A 23,314-nucleotide genomic window follows, 5' to 3' on the forward strand; every position below is an offset into this window, starting at 1 on the left:
CACCGGTGTGCTGTTTGAGGGGACGACGACATCGGCGGTCCTGCTGCCACCATCAATCACTGTCGCGCGCCACCAGGTCCAGCGGCCAGACCTCGCGCATGATCCGTGGACCTTCCGGGCCGGCGAAGGCGGGAAGCGACGCCAGCAGCATTTCGGCGAGGCGTTGTCCCATTGGCTCCAGCGCCGGGCGGAAGGCGGTCAGAGCCGGGGAAAAATAGCGGCAGAGCGGCGTGTCGACGATGACGGTCACCGCCATGTCGTGGCCCGGCCTGATGCCCATCTCGGCCAGCGCCTTGCAGCCGCCCAGCGCCATTGCATCATTGTTGAAGATGATGGCGGTTGGCGGGGCCTTGGAGCGCATCACCTGAGGCGTCACCTCGTAGCCGCCGGCCTCGTTGATGAAGCCGGAGGCGATCAGCTCGGGGTCGATCTCGATGCCGTGCCGCTTTAGGGCCTTGCGGTAGCCGGCCAGGAACAAATAGCCGAAGTTGAGGTCGAGCGACGGACGGACGGCGGCGATGCGGCGGTGGCCGCGCGCCACCAGGCGGTCGACGGCGTCGGCGCCGGCCTTCTCGAAATCGAGGTCGAGGGAAGGATAGGACTTGGCCCCGGAGCGACTGCGGCCGAGCGTGGCGAAGGGAAAGCCGGCTTGCGTGAGATAGTCGATGCGCTCGTCCTCGCGCCGCGTCCAGGCCAGCAGCACCGCGTCGGCGCGGCGCGTTTCGACGACACGGCGCAGGCGCTCCTGCTGGTAGTCGCCTGGCGCCCCCATGACCACGGTCAGGTCGAGCCCGCTTTCGGCAAGCCTGGCCTGCAGCCCGATCAGGAATGGAATGAAGAACGGCTCACCATATTGCTGGTCACCGGGATGCGGCTGCAGCATGAAGGCGATCGAATGGGTGGCGCCTTGCCTCAGGCTGCGGCCGGACTGGTTCGGCGAATAGTTGAGCGTCCTGGCCGCCTCGAGCACGCGCTGGCGCGTGTCGGCATTTACATCGGCGCGACCGTTCAGCGCTCGCGACACCGTGCCGATCGATATGTTCAAGTGACGGGCAAGGTCGTGAATGCTGGATGCCAAGTGACTGTACTCCCCTTGCTTGGCTAGCACCGGTAGCCGCTCAGGCCAAGGCGACAGGACGATTTTCGCCAACGGCCAATTGACATTCTACGCCTTCGGGTGTGTTCTCGTAAACGTTTACGGAAAAACGTTTACGGTCCTGCCGTGGATGCCGTGACGATCGGTCTGGAGGGACCGAGCGGAGGAGGAGCGCTGGATGATCGATGTCGTCCTGGTCGGCTGCGGAGCGATGAGCAAGGCCTGGCTCGATGCCATCAGGCAGATCCGCGGGCTCACCCTTGTCGGCCTCGTGGATATCGAAGCCGAGAGGGCACGGGCGAGGGCGCGCGAATACGATCTCACCAATGCCTTCATCGGCAGCAATCTCGACGCCGTGCTCGACCAGACCAAACCGCAAGCGGTGTTCGACGTGGTGGTTCCAGCCGCCCGGCGCGAAGTCGCTTTTTCCGCTTTTGCCCACAATTGCCATCTGCTGACGGAAAAGCCGCTCGCCGACAGTCCGGAAAATGCGCGCGCCATCGTCGAGGCCGCGCGCCGCGCCGGGTGCATTCACGCCGTCGTGCAGAACCGCCGCTATGTCGCCAATGTCAGGCGCATCCGCAGATTCCTGGATTCCGGCGCCATTGGTACGCCGACCAGCATCCACGCCGACTTCTTCGTCGCGCCGCATTTCGGCGGCTTTCGCGAGGAGATGGCGCATGTGCTGCTGCTCGACATGGCGATCCACACCTTCGACGCCGCCCGCTACATGGTCGCCGGCGAGCCGGCCAATGTCTATTGCCAGGAATGGGAGCCGGCCAATTCCTGGTACCGGCAGGGATCGTCGGCCAGCGCCGTCTTCGATCTCGGCCGCGGCAAGATCTTCACCTATGCCGGCAGCTGGTGCGCCGCCGGCTTCCGCACCAGTTGGGAAAGTACATGGCGCATCGTCGCCGAGCGCGGCAGCCTCCTCTGGGACGGCAATGACGAGCTGAGGGCAGAAGCAGTGATGCCGGGCCGCGACGGAATGTTCGACAAAACCCAGCCGATCGCGGTGCCGCCGCTCGATGCGTCCGATCGCGTCGGCGGCCATCTCGGCATTCTCCAGGATTTCGTGCACGCCATCGAGACCGGCACCGAGCCGGAAACGCGCGGCGCCGACAACATCAAGAGCCTGGCCATGGTTTTCGGCGCCATCGAAAGCGCCGAGACCGGCCGCCGCGTGACAATCGCAGAGGACGCACAATGACGCCGAACCCGCTTCTCGACATCCGGATCGGCACCATGGTGCGGGCCAATCTCGACGACCCGGCGGCTTACGTCAAACAGATCCTGCCGCACGGCTTCGAGAGCATCCAGCCCTTCTTCTGGCAAACGCTTGGCGGCAAGGACCTGCCGCTTCTCGCCGGCCAGATCTGCGAGGCGATCGGCGATGCCGACGTCATCGTGTCCTCGCTCGGCGTGTTCGGCAATCCGCTGGAAGACGGCGAGGTCGATCGCGGCGTGCTCAAGGCCTGGGAGACGGTGATCGACAACGCGCATCTGTTCGGCACTTCGATGGTCAGCGGCTTCACCGGCCGCCTGCGCGGCAAGAAGCTGACGGACAGCCTGCCGCGCTTCAAGGAGGTCTGGGGACCGTTGGCCAAGCGTGCCGCCGACAAGGGCGTGCGCATCGCGTTCGAGAACTGCGCCATGGACGGCAACTGGGCCGCCGGCGACTGGAACATTGCCCACAATCCGGACGCCTGGGAGCTGATGTTCAACGAAGTGCCCGACGACAATCTGGGCCTCGAATGGGAGCCCTGCCACCAGCTCGTCTATCTGATCGATCCGATGCCGCAGATCCGCAAATGGGCGCCGCGCATCTTCCATGTGCACGGCAAGGACGCGACGGTGCGCTGGGATGTCATCCGCGAGCATGGCGTGTTCGGCCGTTTGCCGTTCGTGCAGATGCGCACGCCAGGCTTCGGCGACAGCGACTGGACGCGGGTGATCAGCGAATTGCGGCTGGCCGGGTACAAGGGTGCCATCGATATCGAAGGCTGGCACGACCCGGTCTATCGCGACGATCTCGAGATCACCGGGCAGGTGCGGGCGCTGGAATATCTGAAGCAATGCCGGGGAGGCGCCAGCTACCTGCCGAACCCGATGTGATCGGCCGGCGGGAGGAGCCGGCCGGGATGTCTGCAGCGCGCATTGCCGAAGCGAATGTCGAAACCCCTCGCTTGCGAGGACAAAAAGGGAGGATAAGTGCATGAGCATGACGATGAGAAGGACAGTTCTGCGCTCGACCGTCGTGGCCGCCGCCACGGTGCTTGCCGCTGCGGTCTCCACCTTGCCCGCGCAGGCGCTCGACGCCAAATGGTGCAAGGATGTCCACATCCGCTTCTTCGTCGGCGGCGCCGAGGGCGACGCTTTCGGCACCATCGTCTACAATGGCGCCAAGCAGGCAGAGGCCGATCTCGGGCCGAAGGTCGACTACATCTTCTCCCAGTGGGACATCGAAAAGATGGTGCAGCAACTGCGCGAGGCCGTCGCGGTCAAGCCCAACGGCATCGCCATGATGGGCCATCCGGGCGACGCGTCGATCATGCCGCTCGCCGAACAGGCGCACAAGGACGGCATCAAGATGATGTATCAGAACGTGCCGGTGCCGAAGGTGATGGCGGCATTTGGCGGCGGCTATGTCGGCGCCCAGCAGGAACAGCAGGGCCGCGCGCTCGGCGCCGAGGCGTTCAAGCTCGGCAAGCTGAAGGCCGGCGACAAGGCGATCATGATCGGCCCGTTCGAAAACGAAAGTCGCGGCGCGCGCGAGCGCGGCACGGTGGCGGCGCTCAAGGAGGCCGGCGTCGAGGTCATCCAGTTGTCCTCACCGCCGAGCGGCGAATGGGCGTCCGATCCCAATCTGGCCATTCCGGTGATCACCGCGGCACTGCTCAACAATCCCGACGTCAAGGCGGTCGGCTATCCCGGCGGGCAGATGCTCGGCAATGTCTCGACCTACATGCAGGCGGCCGGACGCAAGGCGGGCGAGATCTTCAACTTCGGCTTCGACACCAGCCCGCAGATCGTCGAGGGTTTTAAGGGCGGCTGGGTGCAATTGACCGCCGACCAGCAGCCGTTCCTGCAGGGCTATTTGCCGATCCTCAGCCTCTGCCAGCAGGTGGTGCTGGGGCTGGCGCCGGTGAATGTCGACACCGGCGCCGGCTTCGTCACGCCCGAAAATTACGAGATCGTCGCCGAGCTCGCCAAGCAGGCGCTGCGCTGACCTCCCAAGCCGCCCGCCGGGCTGGCAGGCCCGGCCGGCGGGACCGCTGGCGACGAAGCCGGCAAGAGACAATCAAAGCGAGGATCCGATGGCAGAGCGCCTCATCGAACTGCGCGACATCAGCAAATCCTATGGCCAGGTCTATGCACTGGGCGGGGTCAACCTCAGCGTCGACCGCGGCGAGGTCGTCGGCCTGCTCGGCGACAATGGCGCCGGCAAGTCGACGCTGATCAAGATCCTCTCGGGCGTGGTCAAGCCGACCAGCGGCGAAATCCTCGTGCGCGGCAAGCCGGTGACCGGGTGGAGCGCCGCGCGTTCCCGCGAGGCCGGCATCGAGACGGTGTTCCAGGACCGGGCGCTGGCCGTGCAGCAGACCATCGTTCGCAACATCTTCATGGGCCGCGAACTGACCGGCTTCATGGGCTTTCTCAGGGTCAACAAGGAGATCGAGGAAGCGAGCCGGCTGATGCGCGAGATCGGCTTCACCTCGAAAGTGTTCACGCCGCAGTCGATCGTCGGCCAGCTTTCGGGCGGCGAACGCCAGGGCGTGGCGATCGCCCGCGCCATCTACAAGCAGGCGGAGTTGATCGTCCTCGACGAGCCGACGACGGCGTTGTCGCTGACCGAAACCGCCAAGGTGTTCCATTTCGTGCGCCAGGTGCGGGCGAGCGGCCGCTCGATCCTGTTCATCGGCCACAACATCCATCATGTCTTCGACATCGCCGACCGCTTCGTCGTGCTCGACCGCGGCAAGGTCGCACTGACGACCGACCGCAGCGAGGTCAAGTCGGCCGAAGATCTCATCAACTTCATGGAAGAGGTCGCGCATCCCGGCGGATTGGCCGGGCTGCACGATGCCGGCGACGCGGAGCAGAGAGCACGATGAGCAAGACCATGGAGCCCGATCTGCACGAGCCGTCCGCCGGCATTCCCCGCCCCAGTGCCCAGAAAGAGTGGAAACACCCATCCGATCACTGGATGCGCGGCTTCATCCTCGACAACCGTGCCGCGCTCGGCACGCTCGCCGTGTTCATCGTCATGATGGCGGTGTTCATGATCGCGAACCCGACCGTCTTCACCACCTGGTATCTCTACCGCTCGGTGCTGACGACGCTGCCGGTGGCGCTGTTCGTGGTGGTGCCGCTGGTGTTCGTCGTCACCTGCGGCGAGATCGACCTGTCGTTTCCGGCGACGATGGGTTTTGCCTCATGGGTCTTCGCGCTGGTCGTGCAGGCCGGCTACGATCCGTTTCTCGGCATCGCCGCGGCACTCGTCACCGGCATGCTGCTAGGCTTCCTGGTAGGCTCGCTGGTGGTCTATGGCGGGCTGTCGTCGCTGATCGCCACGCTCGGCATGAATTTCCTGCTGCGCGGCCTGATCCAGATCATCAACGAAGGCAAGTCGATGGCGCTGACCAGCCTCAGCGACAGCTGGGCCTACACGATCTTCTCAAGCCAGCTCCTGGGCATTCCGGTGCAGATCTTCTGGGCCATCGGCTTCGTCGTACTGTCGGCGATGCTCTACAACCGCCATCGCTTCGGCGCGCAGGTGAGGGTGGTGGGCGACAATCCCGACAGCGCCCAGCAGATGGGCATCGACGTCAAGCGCGTGCGGGTGAAAGTGTTCGTCTTCGTCGGCATCGGTGCGGCGCTCGCCGGCACCTTCTCGGTGATGATCAACTTCACCTGGTGGCCGACCGCCGGCGACGGCTATCTCCTGCCGGTTCTGGCCTCGGTGTTCGTCGGCGGCACGCCGACCTGGGGCGGCATCGGCACCGTGGTCGGCGGCGCCATCGGCGCCGTCACCGTGTCGTTCATCCAGACCGGCGTCGTCGCGGCGGGCCTCAGCGGTTTCTACGTCCAGTTCTTCAACGGCCTGATCATCATCCTGTCGCTGCTCGGGCATAAGTGGAACCAGGCAAGGTATCGGTGAGGGCTGTTTCGTTGGCGGACCGCATGCCTTGACGATTGCGGAGACATCAATCACTTCGTCATCCACGGGCGAAGCAGGAGCGCAGCTCCGTCGCGAAGACCCGAGGATCCATGCCGCGACCTTCGCCCAGGAATGCAGCGGAGCAGAATTCTGCACCGTGGTGACGCGTTTGAGTCCCGGCATGGATCCTCGGGTCTGCGCCGCGTCGCTACGCTCCTTGCTTCGCCCGTGGATGACGAAGGTGGGGCTTCCGCCGGGAAAGCGCCATCTTCACACCGCCGCGACGAACCCGTCCAGCACGCGCTTCTGGCCGGCCTTGTCGAAGTCGATGGTCAGCTTGTTGCCTTCGATCGCGGAAATGTTGCCGTTGCCGAATTTCTGGTGGAAGACGCGGTCGCCGACGTTGAAGGCGGATGGCGTGTCGGAGACGGATTTGGCGACCAGTTCGCCGTCGATGGTGCGGCCTTTGACCGAGGTGCGGCCGGCGCCGTAGCCGGAGTCGGTTTCGCCATAGCCGATGCGCTCGACCTGGTGGCCGGAGCGCGAGCCCCAGTTGCGGTCGGTCGCCTCGGTGCGGTTGGCCTGGGCGCGCTGCCAGCCCGGCGTCGCATAGGTGTTGGAGAAGGCGCCGGATTTTTCGCTGTCGGCGCCGACATTGTCGAAGCGCGAGGCGCCATAGGGGTTCTGCCGTCCTGTGCCCTGGCCGCCGCGGCCGGAGGCAAAGGAACCGCCACCGTAGGAATTGCCGTAGCCGCCGTAGGAGTTGCCGCTTTCGGCGACCTCGACATGGGCATTCGGCAATTCTTCGAGGAAACGCGACGGGATGGTCGACTGCCACAGGCCATGGATGCGGCGGTTGGAGACGAACCACAGATGCAGGTTCTTCTTGGCGCGGGTCAGGCCGACATAGGCAAGGCGGCGCTCTTCCTCCAGCCCGGAGCGGCCGCCTTCATCGAGCGCGCGCTGATGCGGGAACAGGCCTTCCTCCCAGCCGGGCAGGAAGACGGTCTCGAATTCGAGGCCCTTGGCCGAATGCAGCGTCATGATCGAGACGGCGTCGAGCCCGGCGTTCTGCTCGGCGTCCATGACGAGTGCGACATGCTCGAGGAAGGAGCGCAGCGATTCGTACTCCTCCATCGAGCGGATCAGCTCTTTCAGGTTCTCCAGCCGGCCGGGCGCTTCGACCGAGCGGTCGTTCTTCCACATGTCGGTGTAGCCGCTCTCTTCGAGAATGGTCTCGGCGAGTTCGGTATGCGGCGTGGTTTCCAGCGCCTTCTGCCAGCGCTCGAAATTGGCCGCGACCTCGCGCAGTGCCGCGCGCGGCTTCGGTTTCAACTCGTCGCTTTCGGCGAGCTTGGCGGCGGCTTCCAGCATCGGGATGCGCAGCGCGCGCGCCGTGTCGTGGATCTGGCGGATGGTGGCTTCACCAAGGCCGCGCTTGGGCACATTGACGATGCGCTCGAAGGCTAGGTCGTCGGCGCCTTGGGCGACGACGCGGAAGAAGGCGAGCGCATCGCGGATTTCCATGCGCTCGTAGAAGCGGGGGCCGCCGATGACGCGGTAGTTGAGGCCGAGCGTGACGAAGCGGTCCTCGAACTCGCGCATCTGGAAGGAGGCGCGGACCAGGATCGCCATGTCGTTGAGATTGTGCTTTTGCCGCTGGTAGGTCTCGATCGTCTCGCCGACGGCGCGGGCTTCCTCCTCGGAATCCCAAGCGGCGTGGACATGCACCTTGCCGTCCTCCGGCTCGTTGCGGTCGGTGAACAGCGTCTTGCCGAAGCGGCCCTCATTGTGGGCGATGAGGTGGGAGGCCGCGCCAAGGATGTGCGCGGTCGAGCGGTAGTTGCGCTCCAGCCGGATGATGGTGGCGCCGGGAAAATCCTTGTCGAAGCGCAGGATGTTGTCGATCTCGGCGCCGCGCCAGCCATAGATGGATTGGTCGTCGTCGCCGACGCAGCATATATTCACGCTCACGGGCTGTTCCGCGCCTGCCGGCGCGGGCCCTCCGCGGGGGCCTCGCAACGGCTCGGACGGACGGTCGTCCTTGCGGCCTTCGGCCGATTGGAGATTAGTCGCCGAAGGCTTGCGCCCGGCATCCGGCCTTTGCGCCAGGAGCCGCAGCCACATGTACTGGGCGGTGTTGGTGTCCTGGTACTCGTCGACGAGGATGTATTTGAAGCGCTTATGGTATTCCTTGAGCACGTCCGGATTGGCGCGGAAAATGCGGATCGGGTGGCAGAGCAGGTCGCCGAAATCGCAGGCGTTCAGCGTCTTCAGCCGTTCCTGATAGGCCTTGTAGAGTTCGCGGCCCTTGCCGTTGGCGAAGGCGCGCGCATCGCCCTCGGCGATGTCGGCGGGGCCTTGCCCCTTGTTCTTCCAGCCGTCGATCATCTGGGCGAACTGCTTGGCCGGCCAGCGCTTGTCGTCGAGCCCTTCGGCCTGGATCAGCTGCTTGATCAGCCGCACGACGTCGTCGGTGTCGAGGATGGTGAAGTCGGAGCGCAAACCGGCGAGTTCGGCATGGCGGCGAAGCAGCTTGACGCCAATCGAGTGGAAGGTGCCGAGCCATGGCATGCCCTCGACATTGCCTTCGCCGATCAGCACGCCGATGCGGATCTTCATCTCGCGCGCGGCCTTGTTGGTAAAGGTCACCGCGAGGATCTGCGACGGGAACGCCTTGCCGGTGGCGAGGATGTGAGCGATGCGCGTGGTGAGCACGCGGGTCTTGCCGGTGCCGGCTCCGGCCAGCACCAGAACCGGGCCTTCGGTGGTTTCCACCGCCAGCCGTTGCTCGGGGTTCAGCCCCTTGAGATAGTCGGGCGCGTTGTTGTGGCCGCTGCGGGCAGCCATGGCGCGCGCGGCGATGCCCGACGGGGCCGTGGGCCGCGCATTGGGTTCGTCGAAAAAGGGCATGTCTTCGGAAAAGCCGGACATTGCCCCGAATGTAGTGATTCGGTGGGGAAAGACCAGAACTGTCTACGTTTTGTTCCGCTAAAGTGCCCGATTGCTGCCCCGCGCTCCCACTGCGGTCGATGTTATCCCAATTGCGATGGACCATTACCGCTTGCGCTTGAGGCCCGTGCTTGACAGGCGGGACCGTCAGGAGAAAGTTGTGCTTCGGGCAGCGACGCAATGCCGGGTTGCCATGGCAGCGCCGCGAAGCGCAACAGTCGAAGGAGTATCATCTTGGCTGTCACCATCACCTCCCTCATCCTTTTCCTCATCGGCCTGGCACTCGGCGGCGGCGGCATCCGCCTGGCGATGCTGGGCGGCAGCTGGTACTATGTCATTGCCGGCCTTGCCTTCCTGATCGCCGCCTGGCTGCTCTACCGGCGCAGGTCCACCGCACTGTGGCTCTACGCGGTGATCGTGCTCGGCACGCTGGCCTGGGCGGTCTGGGAAACCGGCTTCGATTGGTGGGAACTCGGGCCGCGCGGCGGCATCATCGTGCTTCTCGCTTTGTGGCTGCTGACGCCGTGGGCGAGGCGGGGTCTTGCCGGCCCTGACGGGCGCGCACCGCTGATCCTTGCCGTGCTGGCCTCGCTGGCCGTCGCCGGTTATTCGATGACATCGGACCCGAAGGACATTGCCGGTGAACTCGGCACCGACAAGGTGGTCGCCAACGCCAATCTCGGCAATGATGTGCCGGCCGGCGAGTGGCACTATTACGGCCGCACGCAGTTCGGCCAGCGCTATTCGCCGCTCGACCAGATCACGCCTGACAATGTCGCCAAGCTGCAGCCGGCGTGGACCTACCAGACCGGCGACGTGAAGGGTCCAGACGATGTCGGCGAGACCACCTATCAGGTGACGCCGCTGAAGATCGGCGACACGCTCTACATCTGCACGCCGCACAATTTCGCCATCGCCATCGATGCCGCGAGCGGCAAGGAGAAATGGCGCTTCGATCCCAAGGTCAAGCTCGACAAGGACCGCCAGCACCAGACCTGCCGCGGCGTGGCCTATTACGCCGATGCCGCCGGCGCCGCCGGGCAGCCCTGTGCGACCCGCGTCTACCTGCCGACCTCGGACGCGCGGCTGATCGCGCTCGACGCCGCCAACGGGCAGGTCTGCCCGGCTTTCGCCGAGGGCGGCACGCTGAACCTTCTGACCAACATGCCCTATCCGAAGTCGGGCTATTATTACTCGACCTCGGCGCCGCTGATATCAGGCGGCAAGATCATTGTCGGCGGCGCGGTCAACGACAATTATTCGACGCAGGAGCCGTCCGGTGTCATCCGCGCCTACGACGCTGCCACCGGCGCGCTGGTGTGGAACTGGGATTCCGGCAATCCGGACCAGACGACGCCGCTGCCGGCCGGCCAGACCTATACCGCCAACTCGCCCAACATGTGGTCGACGCCGAGCGCCGACGAGAAGCTCGGCCTGCTCTACGTGCCGCTCGGCAACCAGACGCCGGACCAGCTCGGCGCCGGGCGCAGTGCCAATGTCGAGAAGTTCTCGTCGTCGATCACCGCGCTCGACCTCAACACCGGTCAGGTGCGATGGGTGCGGCAGACCGTGCACCACGATCTCTGGGACATGGACGTACCGGCGCAGCCGAGCCTGATCGACATCAGCAAACCCGACGGCACGGTGGTGCCGGCGCTGGTCGGACCGACCAAGCAGGGCGATCTCTATGTGCTCGACCGCCGCACCGGCGAGCCGGTCATTGCGGTCAACGAAGTGCCGGCGCCCGGCGGCGCGATCGAAGGCGACCACACATCACCGACGCAGCCGGTCTCCGATCTCACCTTCATGCCGAAGCCGCTGACCGGCGCCGACATGTGGGGCCTAACCATGTTCGACCAGTTGGCCTGCCGGATCGAATTCCAGGGCCTGCGCTATGAGGGTCGCTATACGCCGCCTTCCGTCCAGGGCTCGCTGATCTACCCCGGCAACTTCGGCACCTTCAACTGGGGCGGCGTCGCCGTCGATCCGGTCCGGCAGGTGCTGTTCGGCATGCCGACCTACTTGGCGTTCAAATCGCAGTTGATCCCGCGCGATCAGGTGCCGCCGCCGGACGAAGGGCGCGGCAGCGAGCAGGGGCTGAACCGCAACGAGGGCGCGCCCTATGCGGTGGTGATGGGACCGTTCCTGTCGCCGCTCGGCATTCCTTGCCAGGCGCCGCCCTGGGGCTATGTCGCCGGCGCCGATCTCAGGACCGGCAAGATCGCCTACAAGCACCGCAACGGCACCGTCTACGACATGACGCCGCTGCCGCTGCCGCTGAAAGTCGGGGTGCCGGGCATCGGCGGGCCGATGATCACGGCTGGCGGCGTCGCCTTCCTCGGGGCCGCGGTCGACGACTATCTGCGCGCCTACGACCTGACATCGGGCAAGCAGCTGTGGCAGGCGCGGCTGCCGGCTGGCGGGCAATCGACGCCGATGACCTATACGGTGGCCGACGGCCGCCAGTTCGTGGTCATCGTTGCCGGCGGCCACGGTTCGGTCGGCACCAAGCCTGGGGACTATGTGATGGCCTACGCGCTGCCGAAGGGGTAACGCGATCTTTCAGAGGTCGCGCCGCCCCTCGTCTGTGCCGGTATCTATTCCCCGTATAGTGACGGGGAAAAGTGCCCGACTGGGCGATGAGGGGCGGCAAATCTTCCGATCGGCCCGTTCTCGATCAGCCGATCCCCAGATGACCCTTCAGGCTGGGCACCGAGCCGAGCACCTTGTTGGTCAGGTCGGGGCCGGCGGCGGCTTCGGCCTGCTGGATCAGCGTCGCGCCGGCCTTCTGGATTTGCGCCATATCGAGCCCGGATGCTTTGAGCGCGGCGATGCCGTTGATCAGCGCGCCGGCCTTCTCGCCGAGAACGCCGCCAAGCCCGCCCTGCAACGACGACAGAAAACCGCCACCGCCGGCCGGAGCGGCGGCCATGACGTCATATTGATGGGCGAGGTCGTCGGCGCCGGGGATCTTGGCGAAGAACGCCGAGGCGCTTGTGCCTTCCGCCTCGTGTTCGAGCACCGAGAAAATGGTGCCGACGACTTTCTCCGTCGTCGCCTGGTCGAGGCCGGCCTTCTGCGAAACGGTGTTGACGATGTCCTGGACGTTCATAGCGTCACCTCAACCCTGGTTTTTCGTGTTGCGGTTCCGCTCAGCGCGGACCCTGATCAACGATCGTCTGCCTGCGTTCAGAACCATCGAGCACAGGGCCAAAGCGACGGCCGCCGCAAGGACGAGCGCGCTGGCGAGGATCGGGGAAGGCATGGTCATGGTCATCGCTTCCTTCTGGGTTTGACGTGTAGGCACGCGGTCAAGATACCGTCGATAGCCACCTTCCCTCACGATTGTGGCAGCGCCAGCAGGATTTGTCGCCAATGACCAAAAAGTGATGACACGGCCGTGCATGGCACCGGCTTTACTGCCGGGACGCGGCCAGCGGCCTACGCCCTGAGGCAATCGGCGGCCGCGATGAGTGCTCGACTGGACCATGCCGGCTTGGTCCCTATGTAGCTGGCAATTAAAGCCCGAAGCAGAGGACCCGATCCATGACGAAACCCGACGCCAAGCCGGCCATCACCCAGGCGATGATCGACGCCTATGACGAATATACGCATCTGACGCTCGATCGCCGCCGGTTCATGGAGCAGTTGACCCGGCTTGCCGGATCGGGTGCGGCGGCCGCCGCGATCGCCCCGCTTCTGGCGGCAAATTCGGCGCAAGCGGCTGTTGTCGCCGACAACGATCCGCGGGTGAAGGGCGAGGACATCAGCTATCCCGGCGGCAGCGGCGAAATGAAGGGCTATCTGGTCAAGCCGGTGGACAAGGCGGGCAAGCTCGGCACGGTGATCGTCGTGCACGAGAACAGGGGGCTCAACCCGCATATCCGCGATGTGACGCGACGCGTGGCGCTGGAGGGGTTCGTGGCGCTGGCGCCGGATTTTCTGTCGCCGCTCGGCGGAACGCCAACCGATGAAGACAAGGCGCGCGACATGTTCGCCAAGCTCGATCCGGCGCAGACCATCGCCGACGGTGTTGCGACCGTCGCTTTCCTCAAGAGCGACAAGGACGGCAACGGCAAGGTCGGCGCCATCGGCTTCTGCTGGGGTGGCGGCACGGTCAACATGCTGGCCATCAACGCCCCCGATCTCAGTGCCGGCGTTGCCTATTACGGCATGCAGCCGAAGGCCGCCGATATGTCCAAGATCAAGGCGGCCTTGCTGCTGCACTATGGCGGACTGGACGAGCGCATCAATGCCGGCATCGACGCCTTCAAGAAGGAACTCGACGCGGCGCATGTCGAATACACGGTCTATGTCTATGAAGGCGCCAACCATGCCTTCAACAACGACACGTCGGCAGCGCGCTACGACAAGAAGGCGGCCGACCTGGCCTGGGGCAGAACGATCGCCTTCCTCAAGCAGAAACTGGCATAGGGGCACCCGTCTAATCCGTGTTCGCCGGCTTGTGGAAGGCGACGCCGGCGACCACCAGCGCAATGCCGAGGCAATCGGCAAAACTTGGAATCTGGCGCAGCACGACGACGCCGATCAGCGTCGCGGTGACGGGCAGCAGCGACAGCATCAGCGCGAAGCTCGCGCGTGGCAGCCGCGACATGGCGAGCTGGTCGCAGATGTAGGGGATAACCGACGAGCAGATGCCGACGCCGATGGCGGCGAGCAGCAGCGGCGGCGAGAAAAAGGCCGGCAGCGCATCGGTGAAGCCGATCGGCAGCACGACCACGAAAGCGATCGCCATGGCGGCACCCAGGCCGGCAATGCCGCTGCCTGCGCCCGAAGCGGCGACGCGGTGGCCGAGCACGATGTAGCCGACAAACAGCGCGCCGTTGAGGAAGGCCCAGAACAGCCCGATGGGATCATCGGACCATCTGACGTCGATGAGCAGCAAGGTGCCGGTCACCGCGACGGCAAGGGCGGCAAGATTGCGCGAGCTCCTGAGGCCGACCACCGCGACCCCGATGGTGCCGACGAATTCGATCGCCGCCACCAGCGAGATCGGCAGGCGGTCGAGCGCCAGGTAGAACGAACAGTTCATCACCGCCAGACAGGCGCCGAAGGCCAGCAACAGCAGCCTTGTCGAGCGATCGGCGCGGGCGAAGCTTCGCCATGGACGGGTCAGGGGTACGAAGATGAGTGCTGCCGTGGCGATGCGCAGCCACGCCATGCCGAGCACGCCGACATGCGGGAAAAGCAGGACGGCGAACGCCGGCCCGAGATAGTGGAAGACGGCGCTGACGCCGAACCAGACATGCGGCGGCAGTTTTTCCGTCAGCCTGCCGAGGGTGGGATTGCCGGGGGCAGGGTCTGCTGTAAGAGCTTGCGTTTGATCATCCATCGGATCAGTATCGCAGGCATATTTGCCGGTTTATATGAGTGATGATGGGCTCGTCTGGCGAGAGTTCTCTCGGAAGCAAGGAATTTCCTATGAAGCGCCTTCGAACTGAAAGTGCCGACCTCGATGTCGCGGATATGAAGATCCTGCGTCTGCTGGAGAAGGACGCGCGCACCAGCACGGCGGAGCTGGCACGCTCGGTTGGCCTGTCGGCGCCGAGCGTGGCAGAGCGCATCAAGCGGCTGCAGGAAAGTGGCGTCATCGAGGCCTATTCGGTCAGGATCAACCCGGCGGCACTCGGCCTGCCGCTGTCGGCATGGCTGCGCATCCGGCCGGTGCCGGGGCAACTGGCCGTCGTGGCCGAGATCATCCGCGAACTGCCGGAGATCGTGCAATGCGATCGCGTGACCGGAGAGGATTGTTTCGTCGCGCTGGCGCATGTCGGCTCGGTGGCCGACCTCGAGCGGGTGATCGACCGCATCATTCCCTACGCGATGACCAATACGGCGATCATCCAGTCGTCGCCGGTGGTGGCGCGCTCGGCCCTGGCGGCATTGAGGCGCCAGGCTTGACGTACAGGGAGAGGACCTATGCGTGGCCGCGCTTCATGCGCGCCTGCTTCAGGATGGCGCGCCAGCGGATCATGTCGAACGGGATCGGCTCGTTGTTGTTGGCGATGTGGAAGATCTCGTTGTTGACGTTCTTGAGCGAGCGCCAGAAATCATAGTCGGTGATGCGCGGATCGGCAGCCAGCCTGTCCACCTCGACCTTGATGTCGGTTTTCATGCACTTTCCTCGAACCGGCGCCGCGCCGCCCGTGTCGCTACCTCGATGCGGATCGTTTTCGACCGACCCGCTGAGTCGCGCAACGGCTCAAATGGCTTGTTCCCGTTAAAACCTTGGTAAGGTTAACGCGGGCGCGGAGCTGCTTCAAGCGCCGGCGTCGGTGGATGGGAGAGTTCCGCGATTTTAGATTGCCGGTGTGGCTTTGAAGCCGGGACGAGACGTGTCGGCTTCCCCCTATTTGCGTTTGATGCCGATCGAGCGGCCGGCCCGTTCCGGCATCGGCAGTGCCGAATGGGCGGCGCGCATGGCTTCGACCCTGGCCAGCACATCGGTGGGGAAGGGCGCCACCTTCGGCCCGGACATGTCGACATGCAGCGAAAGCGATTCGGAAGTCGCGGCCAGCCAGCCGTCGACATGGCGGATTTCCTGATAGGCCCGCAGCCGCTTGTCGTCGTGGTCGATGAGTTGGAAAGAGACCGTGACCTTATGCTCGAGATGCAGCTCCTGCACGTAGCAGACATGGACTTCGGCCGTGTAGATGGTGAGGCGACGATCCCTGGCATAGTTCGGTCCCATGCCCATTGCCTCGAAGGCGTCGTCCGAGCAGCTGTCGAACAGCACGTTGTAATAGGCCATGTTGAGATGGCCGTTGTAGTCGATCCAGTCCTTCTCGATGTCCATGGGTTTTGAGACGAAGGGAGTGGGGATGGGCATCGAAACTTCCTTGTTCTGGTGCTGGACAGAGCGTGGCTCCGGAGACTACGCATCCATAGACGCATAACAAGCGTGGACGCTGGTCCATTCGCGGAGGAATTCATGGCTCTGAGCGACCTCAACCCGGTCGAACGCAACGAGGAGGGCATCGCCGCCGTGCTAGGCATCCTCAAGCAGCAGCTTGGCGAGCGATTCCAGACCGGCCAGGCGACCCGCTCGCAGCATGCCCACACCACCACCTATATTCCGACGCAGGCGCCGGACGGCGTCGCGTTTCCCGAGACGGCCGCCGAGGTGCAGGAGATCGTGCGGGCCTGTGCCGCGCACCGCGTGCCGGTGATCGCCTTCGGCGTCGGCTCCTCGCTGGAGGGTCACACCAACGCACCGGGCGGCGGCGTATCGGTCGACACGTCGCGCATGAACCGCATCCTGGCGGTCAATCCGCAGGACCTCGACTGTACGGTCGAACCCGGCGTCACCCGCGAGGACCTTAATCGGCATCTGCGCGACACCGGCCTGTTCTTTCCGATCGATCCGGGCGCCAATGCCTCGCTCGGCGGCATGGCGGCGACGCGGGCGTCCGGCACCAATGCCGTGCGCTACGGCACGATGCGCGAGAACGTGCTGTCGCTGACCGCCGTGATGGCCGACGGCGAGACGGTGACGACCGGCAAGCGCGCGAAAAAGAGCTCGGCCGGCTATGATCTGACGCGGCTGCTGGTCGGCTCGGAAGGCACGCTCGGCATCATCACCTCGCTGACCTTGAAGCTGCAAGGCATCCCGCAGGCGATCTCTGGCGGCGTCTGCCCGTTTCCGAGCGTCGAGGCGGCCTGCAACGCGGTCATCGCGACGATCCAGATGGGCATCCCGGTGGCGCGCATCGAACTGGTCAACGCGCTGCAGATGCGGGCGATGAAGAACTATTCGAAGCTCGACTATCCCGAAAGCCCGTGCCTGTTCGTGGAGTTTCACGGCAGCGATGCCGGCGTTGCCGAACAGGCCGAGACCTTTGGCATGATCGCGGAAGAGAATGGCGGCGGGCCGTTCCTGTGGACCAGCGTCGCCGAGGAGCGCACCAAACTGTGGAAGGCCAGGCATGACGCCTACTGGTCGTCGCTGACGCTACGGCCAGGTGCCAAGGGGCTGTCGACCGATGTCTGCGTGCCGATCTCGCGCTTTGCCGAATGCGTCATGCAAACCGAAGCCGACATTGCCGAGATGGGTCTGATCGCGCCGATCGTCGGCCACGCCGGCGACGGCAATTTTCACGTGCTGGTGCTGATGGATGTCAACGATCCCAAGGAGATCGCGCTGTCGGAAAAGTTCGTCTCGCGGCTCAACATGCGGGCGATCGCCATGGACGGCACCTGCACCGGCGAGCACGGCATAGGCCAGGGCAAGATCGGCTTCCTGCGCCATGAACTCGGCCACGGCGTCGACATCATGCGCACGATCAAGCAGGCGCTCGATCCGCTCGATATCATGAACCCGGGCAAGATTTTGCCGGGGGACTAGGCGAGTCCTCCAGCGCAAGGCCGCAGGCGGCTCCTCTTGACCATGCCACCATTCGGGCCGAGACTTCGCCGAGCAGCGAGGCCTGAAACAGACAGGCGTGCCAGCGGAGGAGAAGCGTCATGGCGATTTCACGCAAGGAAGAGGCGCGTGCGCTGAGCGGACGAACAGGAACTGGTGGAGAAATCGCACCATCCGGCGGTCCAGGAGCTTTCCGACGCCGATCTTGCCGGTCTGGTCAAGCTGTTGCGGGAGCGGCGCGATAAGGCACAGACCGAAGCGCATCGCCGTCGCCGCGAAATACGCGGGAAGGGCGCGCCGAAAGGGGCTGCCGCCTCAAAGACAGATGGCGGCTCGCAGCTGAAGCTTGCGGTGCTGGCCATGGCCATGCGGCGGCTGAATGGCGAGGCCGAACGGCGGCGCCAACTGGCGGCTCGCGTTTCGCTGGTTGGGAATGCGCGCAAGGCGCTGGCCATGAAGCAAAATGCGTCGGCGGACGGTCCCGCGCTCAATTCGCGGACGGCTCACAAGGGCATGCGCGCCGTGGCTAGCAAGCGGGCGCCGAAGCTGGTCCGGCCGGCGGAACTCGGCCGGCAGCGCAAGGCGGGCAAGGTGGCACAAGCGAAGCGCGACGCACGCTGATCTTCGCCGATAGAGGCCGTCAGCCGTTCTTTACCGGGCGGCGGGAAGCTTCTCCTGCGCGCCCTCGACAAGCGCCTGCAGCATGGGGCGGGTTGGCGCGAAGAACGTTGTGCCGGTCTGCGGCGTCGAGAAATCGAGCAGGCGGTCGTAGGCGCCCGGCGGGTCGCCGATATACATGCGCTGCAGCATTTTTTCGATGACCCAAAGATATCTGGAATAGCCGATGAAGTAGGTCCCGAACTCGTTTTGTCCGGGCCTGCCGAACGGCATGTTGTCGCGCAATATGTCGTACTCGTTGCCATCGGCATCCTCGATGGTGGCCAGCGACTTGTGTGATTTGCGCGGCGCGTCGTCATCGTCGATTTCGATGTTGTCGATCTTGGTGCGGCCGATGATCGCTTCCTGCTCGGGCGTCGGAATGCGCGCCCAGGCCTGCATGTCGTGCAGATATTTCTGGACGACGACATAGCTGCCGCCAGCGAGTCGGCGTCTTCATCGCCGACGAGCGCAGAGGCGGGCAAATCGAGGCCGGTCGGGTTGGCGGTGCCGTCGATGAAGCCGAGCAGGTCGCGCGCATCGAAATAGCGAAAGCCGGAAACCTCGTCGACGACGCTCACGCCGTCGCCGAGATTGTCGAGCAGAATGCGCTCGAACTCGAAGCACATGTCGGGGCGTTCGGAGCGGATGTGGAAGAGAAGATCGCCAGCGGTCGAGGGCGCCGAATGAACGGATCCCTTGATCGGCGCAAACGGTTTCAGTTCCAGCGGCCGCCGATCTGGAGAAAGACGATCCCAGAGATCGCGGCCGATGCCGGCAATGCACGAAAGCCGCCCGGAAAGATCGCGGAACCCGACGGTTTTGACGAGATCGTCGAGCCCGCCAAGTACGGAGGCCACCTTGGCGAGCGCGGTCTGCTCGCCGGCGACGGTGACGACAAGAAAGACCGCCGAAAGCGACAGCGGAGCGTCGACGCTTTGCGCGTCGATCGGCACGCGATCCCAGTTCTTCCCAGACATCCGAATTCTCCGCTTCGCCGGGATTTGTTTCAGATCGCCCGAGATCACGCAACTGCGGATGAGACATCGCGCAACACTGGATGAATTGCCTCTTTATCGACACGCGGATGCGGGTAGAGTGCGGCAGAATTTCAATCAACCCATTCGGAGCTGATGCTCGCACGCCTGTTCGTGATCTTTGGTGGCCTGTTCGTGCTGGTGCTATGTGCGGCGCTGGTGGTGCCGTATTTTGTCGACTGGACAGGCTACCGCGCCCAATTCGAGCGCGAGGCGAGCGCCATTCTCGGCCGCAAGGTGACTGTGCAGGGCGACGCCACGGCAAGGTTGTTGCCGTTCCCCTCGGTGACCTTCTCGAATGTCGCTGTCGCCGGCGGCCCCAATGGCCAGCCGGCCATGACCGTCGAGACGTTTTCGATGGATGCGGAACTGACGCCCTTCCTACGTGGCGAAGTGCTGATCTTCGACATGCGGCTGGTGCGGCCGAAAGCGACCATCGACATCGCCAACAATGGCACGGTCGACTGGGCGATGCGGCCGTCCTCGCCCTTCGACCTCAACCAGATCTCGATCGAGAAGCTGACGGTGACGGAAGGGCAGATCGAACTGCGCCATGCCGCCGGCGGGCGCAGCCATCTGTTTTCCGAGATCAATTCAACTATCTCGGCCAAATCGCTGGCCGGGCCATGGCGCATGGACGGCACGCTGCGGCTGGACGGGTTGCGCACCGCGGTCACCGCGTCCACCGGCAAGGCTGAAGGCAACGGGCAGATGCGGCTGCGGCTGAAGGCCGATCCGGACGCCTATCCGCTGGTCATCGAAGCCGACGGCAATGCTGGCATTGTCAATGGCGCTGCCGTCTATTCCGGCCAATTCAAAATCTCCGGTGCGGACAAGAACAGCGCCGAGCTGCGCAGCACCGACGGTGAGACGGTGAAGGTTTCCGCCGGCAAGCCCGATCCGGGCTTTCGGCTGAACGGCAAGTTTTCGCTCGACCACCAGAAGTTGGGCGTCGACGAATTCCGCTTCGAGACCGGGCCGCTCGACAACCCCTACACCGCCGATGGCAAGGCTTCTGTCGATCTCGGGCTGAAACCGAGTTTCGCCATCGAGGCCAATGGCGCGCAGGTGCAGTTCGACGAGGCGGTGGGCGCCGAGGCCGGCGCCGGCCTGACGCTGGACCAGCGCATCGCGGCGTTTGAGCAGGCGCTGCTCGATATGCCGAAGCCGACTATCCCCGGCACCGTCGAGGTCAAGCTGCCGGCGGTGGTGGCCGGCGACACCACGGTGCGCGACGTGCATCTTTCCGCCGAGCCGGTCGATGGCGGCTGGTCGGTGAAATCGCTTGCCGCGACCTTGCCCGGCCGCACCACGCTGGAAGCCGATGGCATGCTCGTGCTCAATTTGGAGGGTCATTTCGGCTTCAACGGCTCGCTGCTGCTGGCCGTGGCGCAACCCTCCGGCTTTGCCGCCTGGCTGTCGAAGGATGTCGACGAGGCGATCCGCCGTCTGCCTGCCGCCGGCTTCAAGGCCAAGGTCGACCTCTCGCAGAAGCGCCAGGCCTTCAGCGATCTCGAATTGATCCTGGGTAAGGCGAGGTTTTCCGGCCGCATCGATTCCAGCCAGCCCGACGATGCCAAGCCCTCAGTGCTGATGCGTCTCGAAGGGGGCGACCTCGATGTCGACGGGCTGGCGGCCTTCGCCTCGATCTTCGTCAGCGACAAGGGCGCCAATCGCTTTGCCGACCGCGACCTCGATTTCCAGATCAAGGCAGGGCCGGTCAACGCTGGCGGGTTGACCGCGGATACCGTCGACACGGCGCTCAGGCTGCGCGACGGGCTGCTCGAAATCGACCGGCTGTCGGTGGGCGGGCTGGCCGGCGCCTCGATCAGCGCCACCGGCAGGATCAAGGATTTCCCGGCGAGCCCGACCGGCAAGCTCGATGCGTCGGTGGTTGCCGTCGACCTGAAGCCGCTGGTCGACGTCGCCGCCCAGCACTATCCCGACAGTGCCGTGCTCAAGGGACTGGCGAGCCGTGCCGCCGCCTACCCCGAGCTGTTCCAGGATGCGCGCATCGACCTGGTGGCGAGTGCGGCCGACAATGGCGACGGCACCACGGGGCTGGCGGTGAGCGGGCAAGGCAAGGCGGGCGGCTCGGCCTTTTCCGCGTCGCTGTCGGGGAAGGGGGCGGTGGGCAAGCTTCTGGAAGCGCCGGTGGCGCTGACCTTCAACGCCAAGAACCCTGACGCCACCGCGCTGCTGGCGCTCTACGGCCTGCCGGCGCTGCCGCTCGGCATGCTGGGCGAGGCAAGCACCGACATTCAGGCCAAGGGAACGCTGGGTGGCGGCCTGGCGACGAATTTCAGCCTTGCCGGCAACGACTTCAAGGCTGGTTTCGAAGGCACGATCGCCGATACGCCGCAGGGCTTCGCCGCCAAGGGCAAGCTCAGCCTCGATGCCGCCGACATCGAGCCATGGCTGATGACGTCAGGCATCGGTCTGCCCGGCATGGGGGCGGGCATGTCGACGTCGCTCGCCGCGCAGGGCGACTATGGCAACGGTCTGCTGGTGCTGGACGAACTCAGCGGCGCCATCAACGAAGCGGCGGTGTCCGGCGACGTCAATATCGATGTAAAGGACGGCGTGCCGCATCTGGCCGGGGCGCTGGCGCTCGACGAACTCGACCTCGATCCGATGGCGGTGGCGCTGTTCGGCGATTCCGCCTTTCTTGCCGACAAGGAAGGGGCCGACAAGGAAGGGGCAGGTAAGGGTGGCGTGTGGCCGGCGACACCGTTCAGCCAGAAATCCAACCTGCCGTTCACCGCCGACCTAGACCTGACGACGGCAGCGCTCGCCGCCGGTCGGTTCGCCACCGCGTATGATGCCGCCTTTTCGCTCAAGCTGGACCAGGAAGGCATCCGCGTTTCGGATTTGAAGGCGAAATTGCTGGGCGGGGCGCTCACCGGCCTGTTCGAACTGAAGAACAATGACGGCACCGGCCTGTTCTCTGGCCAGATGAAACTGGCGGGCGCCGATCTGGCGACCGTGCTGCCGGATGCCGGCATCAGCGGCATCGGCGATTTCTCGACGGCACTGTCAAGCAGCGGCAAATCGGTCGAAGGGATGGTGGCCGCCTTGTCGGGCTCCGGTACGGCGGCGTTGAAGGGCGTCAAAGTTGCTGGTGTCAATCCAGATGCGTTCGGTGCGTTCCTCGCCAAGGCGGATGCGATCGGGCGCGACATCGATGTCGCCAAGACTGCTGGTTTTGCACCTGATATCGCCGCCGATGGCAGCCTTGCCGCCAAGGATACCGACGTCGCCTTCACGGTTGCCGGCGGGACGCTGCGGGCGCCGCCGATCAGCCTGGAGAATCCGGCGGCGACCTTGTCGGCCGATATCATGGCGGACCTCAACACAGCCATGGTTTCCGCCAAGGGGGCAATCACCTATCGGCCGGGCGACGAGGCGCTGGTGGGCTCCGAGCCGGTCGTGAACTTCACCGCCGAGGGGCCGTTCGGCGCGGTGAAACGAGAATTCGACAGCGAGCCGCTGGCACAGTTCCTGACCCAGCGCGCGCTGGAGAAGGAGCAGCAGCGCGTCGAGGCGATGCAGGCGGCACTGCTCGAGAAGCAACGGCTGCGGCGCGAGGTGCGCTACTACGCGGCGCTGCAGGATGCTCGCGACAAGGCGGCCGAAGAACTGCGCAAGCAGCAGGAAGCGGCGCGGCTGAAAGCTGAGGCGGACGCCAAGGCAAAGGCGGAAGCGGACGCGCAGGCCAAGGCTGAGGCGGACGCAAAGGCCGAAGCGGACGCAAAGGCGGCTGCCGAAAAGCAGGCCGCCGACGAGGCGGCCAAGGCACAGGCCGAGCAGGATCGGCAGAAGGCGGAAGAGGCGGTGCGCATCGCGGCGCAGGAAAAGGCAAGGCTGGAGGCCGAACGCAAGGCCGCGCAACAGGAACCGAAGGTGGAGCGTGCGCCGCTGCCGCAGGCCAACGACAATCCGCCGCCGACCAAGCCGAAGTCCAATCCGTTCACGATCGACAATCTGCTGAAGTCGCTGCAGTAGGCCAAACGCCTTCCTGACCGGCG

Annotated in this window: 16 protein-coding genes and 2 pseudogenes; 11 read left to right on the forward strand and 7 right to left on the reverse strand. The window is 65.0% G+C overall.

Going from position 1 to position 23,314, the window contains the following annotated elements; translation table 11 throughout:
- Positions 1 to 52: 52 nt before the first annotated feature.
- Positions 53 to 1,078: a LacI family DNA-binding transcriptional regulator gene (locus NKK51_RS06370; RefSeq protein ID WP_352551822.1), complete on the reverse strand. Its 1,026-nt coding sequence runs from the start codon at positions 1,076 to 1,078 to the stop codon at positions 53 to 55.
- A gap of 196 nt (positions 1,079 to 1,274) precedes the next feature.
- Here NKK51_RS06370 and NKK51_RS06375 point away from each other — a divergent pair, with 196 nt between their 5' ends.
- From NKK51_RS06375 to NKK51_RS06395, 5 genes are all read left to right on the forward strand, one after another.
- On the forward strand, positions 1,275 to 2,306 hold the full coding sequence (locus NKK51_RS06375) for a Gfo/Idh/MocA family protein (protein WP_352551823.1): 1,032 nt from the start codon (positions 1,275 to 1,277) through the stop codon (positions 2,304 to 2,306).
- Positions 2,303 to 3,211: a sugar phosphate isomerase/epimerase family protein gene (locus NKK51_RS06380; protein ID WP_352551825.1), complete on the forward strand. Its 909-nt coding sequence runs from the start codon at positions 2,303 to 2,305 to the stop codon at positions 3,209 to 3,211. The genes NKK51_RS06375 and NKK51_RS06380 overlap by 4 nt, the downstream gene beginning before the upstream one ends.
- A gap of 100 nt (positions 3,212 to 3,311) precedes the next feature.
- Positions 3,312 to 4,325 (forward strand): substrate-binding domain-containing protein, encoded by a 1,014-nt coding sequence (locus tag NKK51_RS06385; protein WP_352551827.1) that lies wholly within the window; start codon positions 3,312 to 3,314, stop codon positions 4,323 to 4,325.
- Positions 4,326 to 4,413: 88 nt separating this feature from the next.
- Positions 4,414 to 5,211: an ATP-binding cassette domain-containing protein gene (locus NKK51_RS06390; RefSeq protein ID WP_013530993.1), complete on the forward strand. Its 798-nt coding sequence runs from the start codon at positions 4,414 to 4,416 to the stop codon at positions 5,209 to 5,211.
- Positions 5,208 to 6,257, forward strand: coding sequence for an ABC transporter permease (locus tag NKK51_RS06395; protein WP_127293063.1), 1,050 nt, complete (start codon positions 5,208 to 5,210; stop codon positions 6,255 to 6,257). Before NKK51_RS06390 ends, NKK51_RS06395 begins: the two co-directional genes overlap by 4 nt.
- Before the next feature lie 270 nt (positions 6,258 to 6,527).
- On the opposite strand, the gene NKK51_RS06400 is transcribed toward NKK51_RS06395, so the two are convergent.
- Positions 6,528 to 9,191: an ATP-dependent helicase gene (locus NKK51_RS06400; RefSeq protein WP_352551829.1), complete on the reverse strand. Its 2,664-nt coding sequence runs from the start codon at positions 9,189 to 9,191 to the stop codon at positions 6,528 to 6,530.
- Between the two features lie 252 nt (positions 9,192 to 9,443).
- Here NKK51_RS06400 and NKK51_RS06405 point away from each other — a divergent pair, with 252 nt between their 5' ends.
- On the forward strand, positions 9,444 to 11,762 hold the full coding sequence (locus NKK51_RS06405) for a glucose/quinate/shikimate family membrane-bound PQQ-dependent dehydrogenase (RefSeq protein ID WP_352551831.1): 2,319 nt from the start codon (positions 9,444 to 9,446) through the stop codon (positions 11,760 to 11,762).
- Between the two features lie 124 nt (positions 11,763 to 11,886).
- On the opposite strand, the gene NKK51_RS06410 is transcribed toward NKK51_RS06405, so the two are convergent.
- On the reverse strand, positions 11,887 to 12,321 hold the full coding sequence (locus NKK51_RS06410) for a hypothetical protein (protein WP_352551833.1): 435 nt from the start codon (positions 12,319 to 12,321) through the stop codon (positions 11,887 to 11,889).
- A 434-nt stretch (positions 12,322 to 12,755) separates the two neighbouring features.
- On the opposite strand from NKK51_RS06410, the gene NKK51_RS06415 reads away from it, so the two are divergent.
- Positions 12,756 to 13,643 carry a dienelactone hydrolase family protein gene (locus NKK51_RS06415; RefSeq protein WP_023813104.1) on the forward strand — a complete coding sequence of 296 codons (888 nt, stop codon included), beginning with the start codon at positions 12,756 to 12,758 and terminating at the stop codon, positions 13,641 to 13,643.
- 10 nt (positions 13,644 to 13,653) lie between these two features.
- Here NKK51_RS06415 and NKK51_RS06420 read toward each other — a convergent pair whose 3' ends face one another.
- Complete coding sequence (locus tag NKK51_RS06420) at positions 13,654 to 14,562, reverse strand: EamA family transporter (protein ID WP_352551835.1); 909 nt, start codon at positions 14,560 to 14,562, stop codon at positions 13,654 to 13,656.
- An 89-nt stretch (positions 14,563 to 14,651) separates the two neighbouring features.
- On the opposite strand from NKK51_RS06420, the gene NKK51_RS06425 reads away from it, so the two are divergent.
- The gene (locus tag NKK51_RS06425; RefSeq protein WP_352551837.1) at positions 14,652 to 15,131 is read left to right on the forward strand and encodes an Lrp/AsnC family transcriptional regulator; all 480 of its coding nucleotides are present in this window, start codon (positions 14,652 to 14,654) and stop codon (positions 15,129 to 15,131) included.
- 16 nt (positions 15,132 to 15,147) lie between these two features.
- Here the strand turns inward: NKK51_RS06425 and NKK51_RS06430 are convergent, their stop codons facing one another.
- Both NKK51_RS06430 and NKK51_RS06435 read right to left on the reverse strand, forming a co-directional pair.
- Positions 15,148 to 15,345: a hypothetical protein gene (locus NKK51_RS06430; protein WP_013531006.1), complete on the reverse strand. Its 198-nt coding sequence runs from the start codon at positions 15,343 to 15,345 to the stop codon at positions 15,148 to 15,150.
- 234 nt (positions 15,346 to 15,579) lie between these two features.
- The gene (locus tag NKK51_RS06435) at positions 15,580 to 16,059 is read right to left on the reverse strand and encodes a thioesterase family protein (RefSeq protein ID WP_352551839.1); all 480 of its coding nucleotides are present in this window, start codon (positions 16,057 to 16,059) and stop codon (positions 15,580 to 15,582) included.
- A gap of 102 nt (positions 16,060 to 16,161) precedes the next feature.
- On the opposite strand from NKK51_RS06435, the gene NKK51_RS06440 reads away from it, so the two are divergent.
- Complete coding sequence (locus tag NKK51_RS06440; protein WP_352551841.1) at positions 16,162 to 17,574, forward strand: FAD-binding oxidoreductase; 1,413 nt, start codon at positions 16,162 to 16,164, stop codon at positions 17,572 to 17,574.
- Between the two features lie 119 nt (positions 17,575 to 17,693).
- Positions 17,694 to 18,213 (forward strand): annotated as a pseudogene (locus NKK51_RS06445) (hypothetical protein).
- 30 nt (positions 18,214 to 18,243) lie between these two features.
- Here the strand turns inward: NKK51_RS06445 and NKK51_RS06450 are convergent.
- Positions 18,244 to 19,229: pseudogene (locus tag NKK51_RS06450) on the reverse strand (Dyp-type peroxidase).
- Positions 19,230 to 19,382: 153 nt separating this feature from the next.
- Between NKK51_RS06450 and NKK51_RS06455 the strand changes: the two are divergent.
- The gene (locus tag NKK51_RS06455; protein ID WP_352551843.1) at positions 19,383 to 23,291 is read left to right on the forward strand and encodes an AsmA family protein; all 3,909 of its coding nucleotides are present in this window, start codon (positions 19,383 to 19,385) and stop codon (positions 23,289 to 23,291) included.
- The last annotated feature ends 23 nt before the right edge of the window (positions 23,292 to 23,314 follow it).

This window comes from Mesorhizobium sp. M0011 (assembly GCF_040324155.1).
In the GTDB taxonomy this organism is placed as follows: domain Bacteria; phylum Pseudomonadota; class Alphaproteobacteria; order Rhizobiales; family Rhizobiaceae; genus Mesorhizobium.

Bases quoted from the DNA above. Each gene is read 5' to 3' on its own strand.
- NKK51_RS06375 (WP_352551823.1), top strand. From the start codon at position 1,275: ATGATCGATGTCGTCCTGGTCGGCTGCGGAGCGATGAGCAAGGCCTGG.
- NKK51_RS06380 (WP_352551825.1), top strand. From the start codon at position 2,303: ATGACGCCGAACCCGCTTCTCGACATCCGGATCGGCACCATGGTGCGG.
- NKK51_RS06385 (WP_352551827.1), top strand. From the start codon at position 3,312: ATGAGCATGACGATGAGAAGGACAGTTCTGCGCTCGACCGTCGTGGCC.
- NKK51_RS06390 (WP_013530993.1), top strand. From the start codon at position 4,414: ATGGCAGAGCGCCTCATCGAACTGCGCGACATCAGCAAATCCTATGGC.
- NKK51_RS06395 (WP_127293063.1), top strand. From the start codon at position 5,208: ATGAGCAAGACCATGGAGCCCGATCTGCACGAGCCGTCCGCCGGCATT.
- NKK51_RS06400 (WP_352551829.1), bottom strand. From the start codon at position 9,191: ATGTCCGGCTTTTCCGAAGACATGCCCTTTTTCGACGAACCCAATGCG.
- NKK51_RS06410 (WP_352551833.1), bottom strand. From the start codon at position 12,321: ATGAACGTCCAGGACATCGTCAACACCGTTTCGCAGAAGGCCGGCCTC.
- NKK51_RS06415 (WP_023813104.1), top strand. From the start codon at position 12,756: ATGACGAAACCCGACGCCAAGCCGGCCATCACCCAGGCGATGATCGAC.
- NKK51_RS06420 (WP_352551835.1), bottom strand. From the start codon at position 14,562: ATGGATGATCAAACGCAAGCTCTTACAGCAGACCCTGCCCCCGGCAAT.
- NKK51_RS06425 (WP_352551837.1), top strand. From the start codon at position 14,652: ATGAAGCGCCTTCGAACTGAAAGTGCCGACCTCGATGTCGCGGATATG.
- NKK51_RS06430 (WP_013531006.1), bottom strand. From the start codon at position 15,345: ATGAAAACCGACATCAAGGTCGAGGTGGACAGGCTGGCTGCCGATCCG.
- NKK51_RS06435 (WP_352551839.1), bottom strand. From the start codon at position 16,059: ATGCCCATCCCCACTCCCTTCGTCTCAAAACCCATGGACATCGAGAAG.
- NKK51_RS06440 (WP_352551841.1), top strand. From the start codon at position 16,162: ATGGCTCTGAGCGACCTCAACCCGGTCGAACGCAACGAGGAGGGCATC.
- NKK51_RS06455 (WP_352551843.1), top strand. From the start codon at position 19,383: ATGCTCGCACGCCTGTTCGTGATCTTTGGTGGCCTGTTCGTGCTGGTG.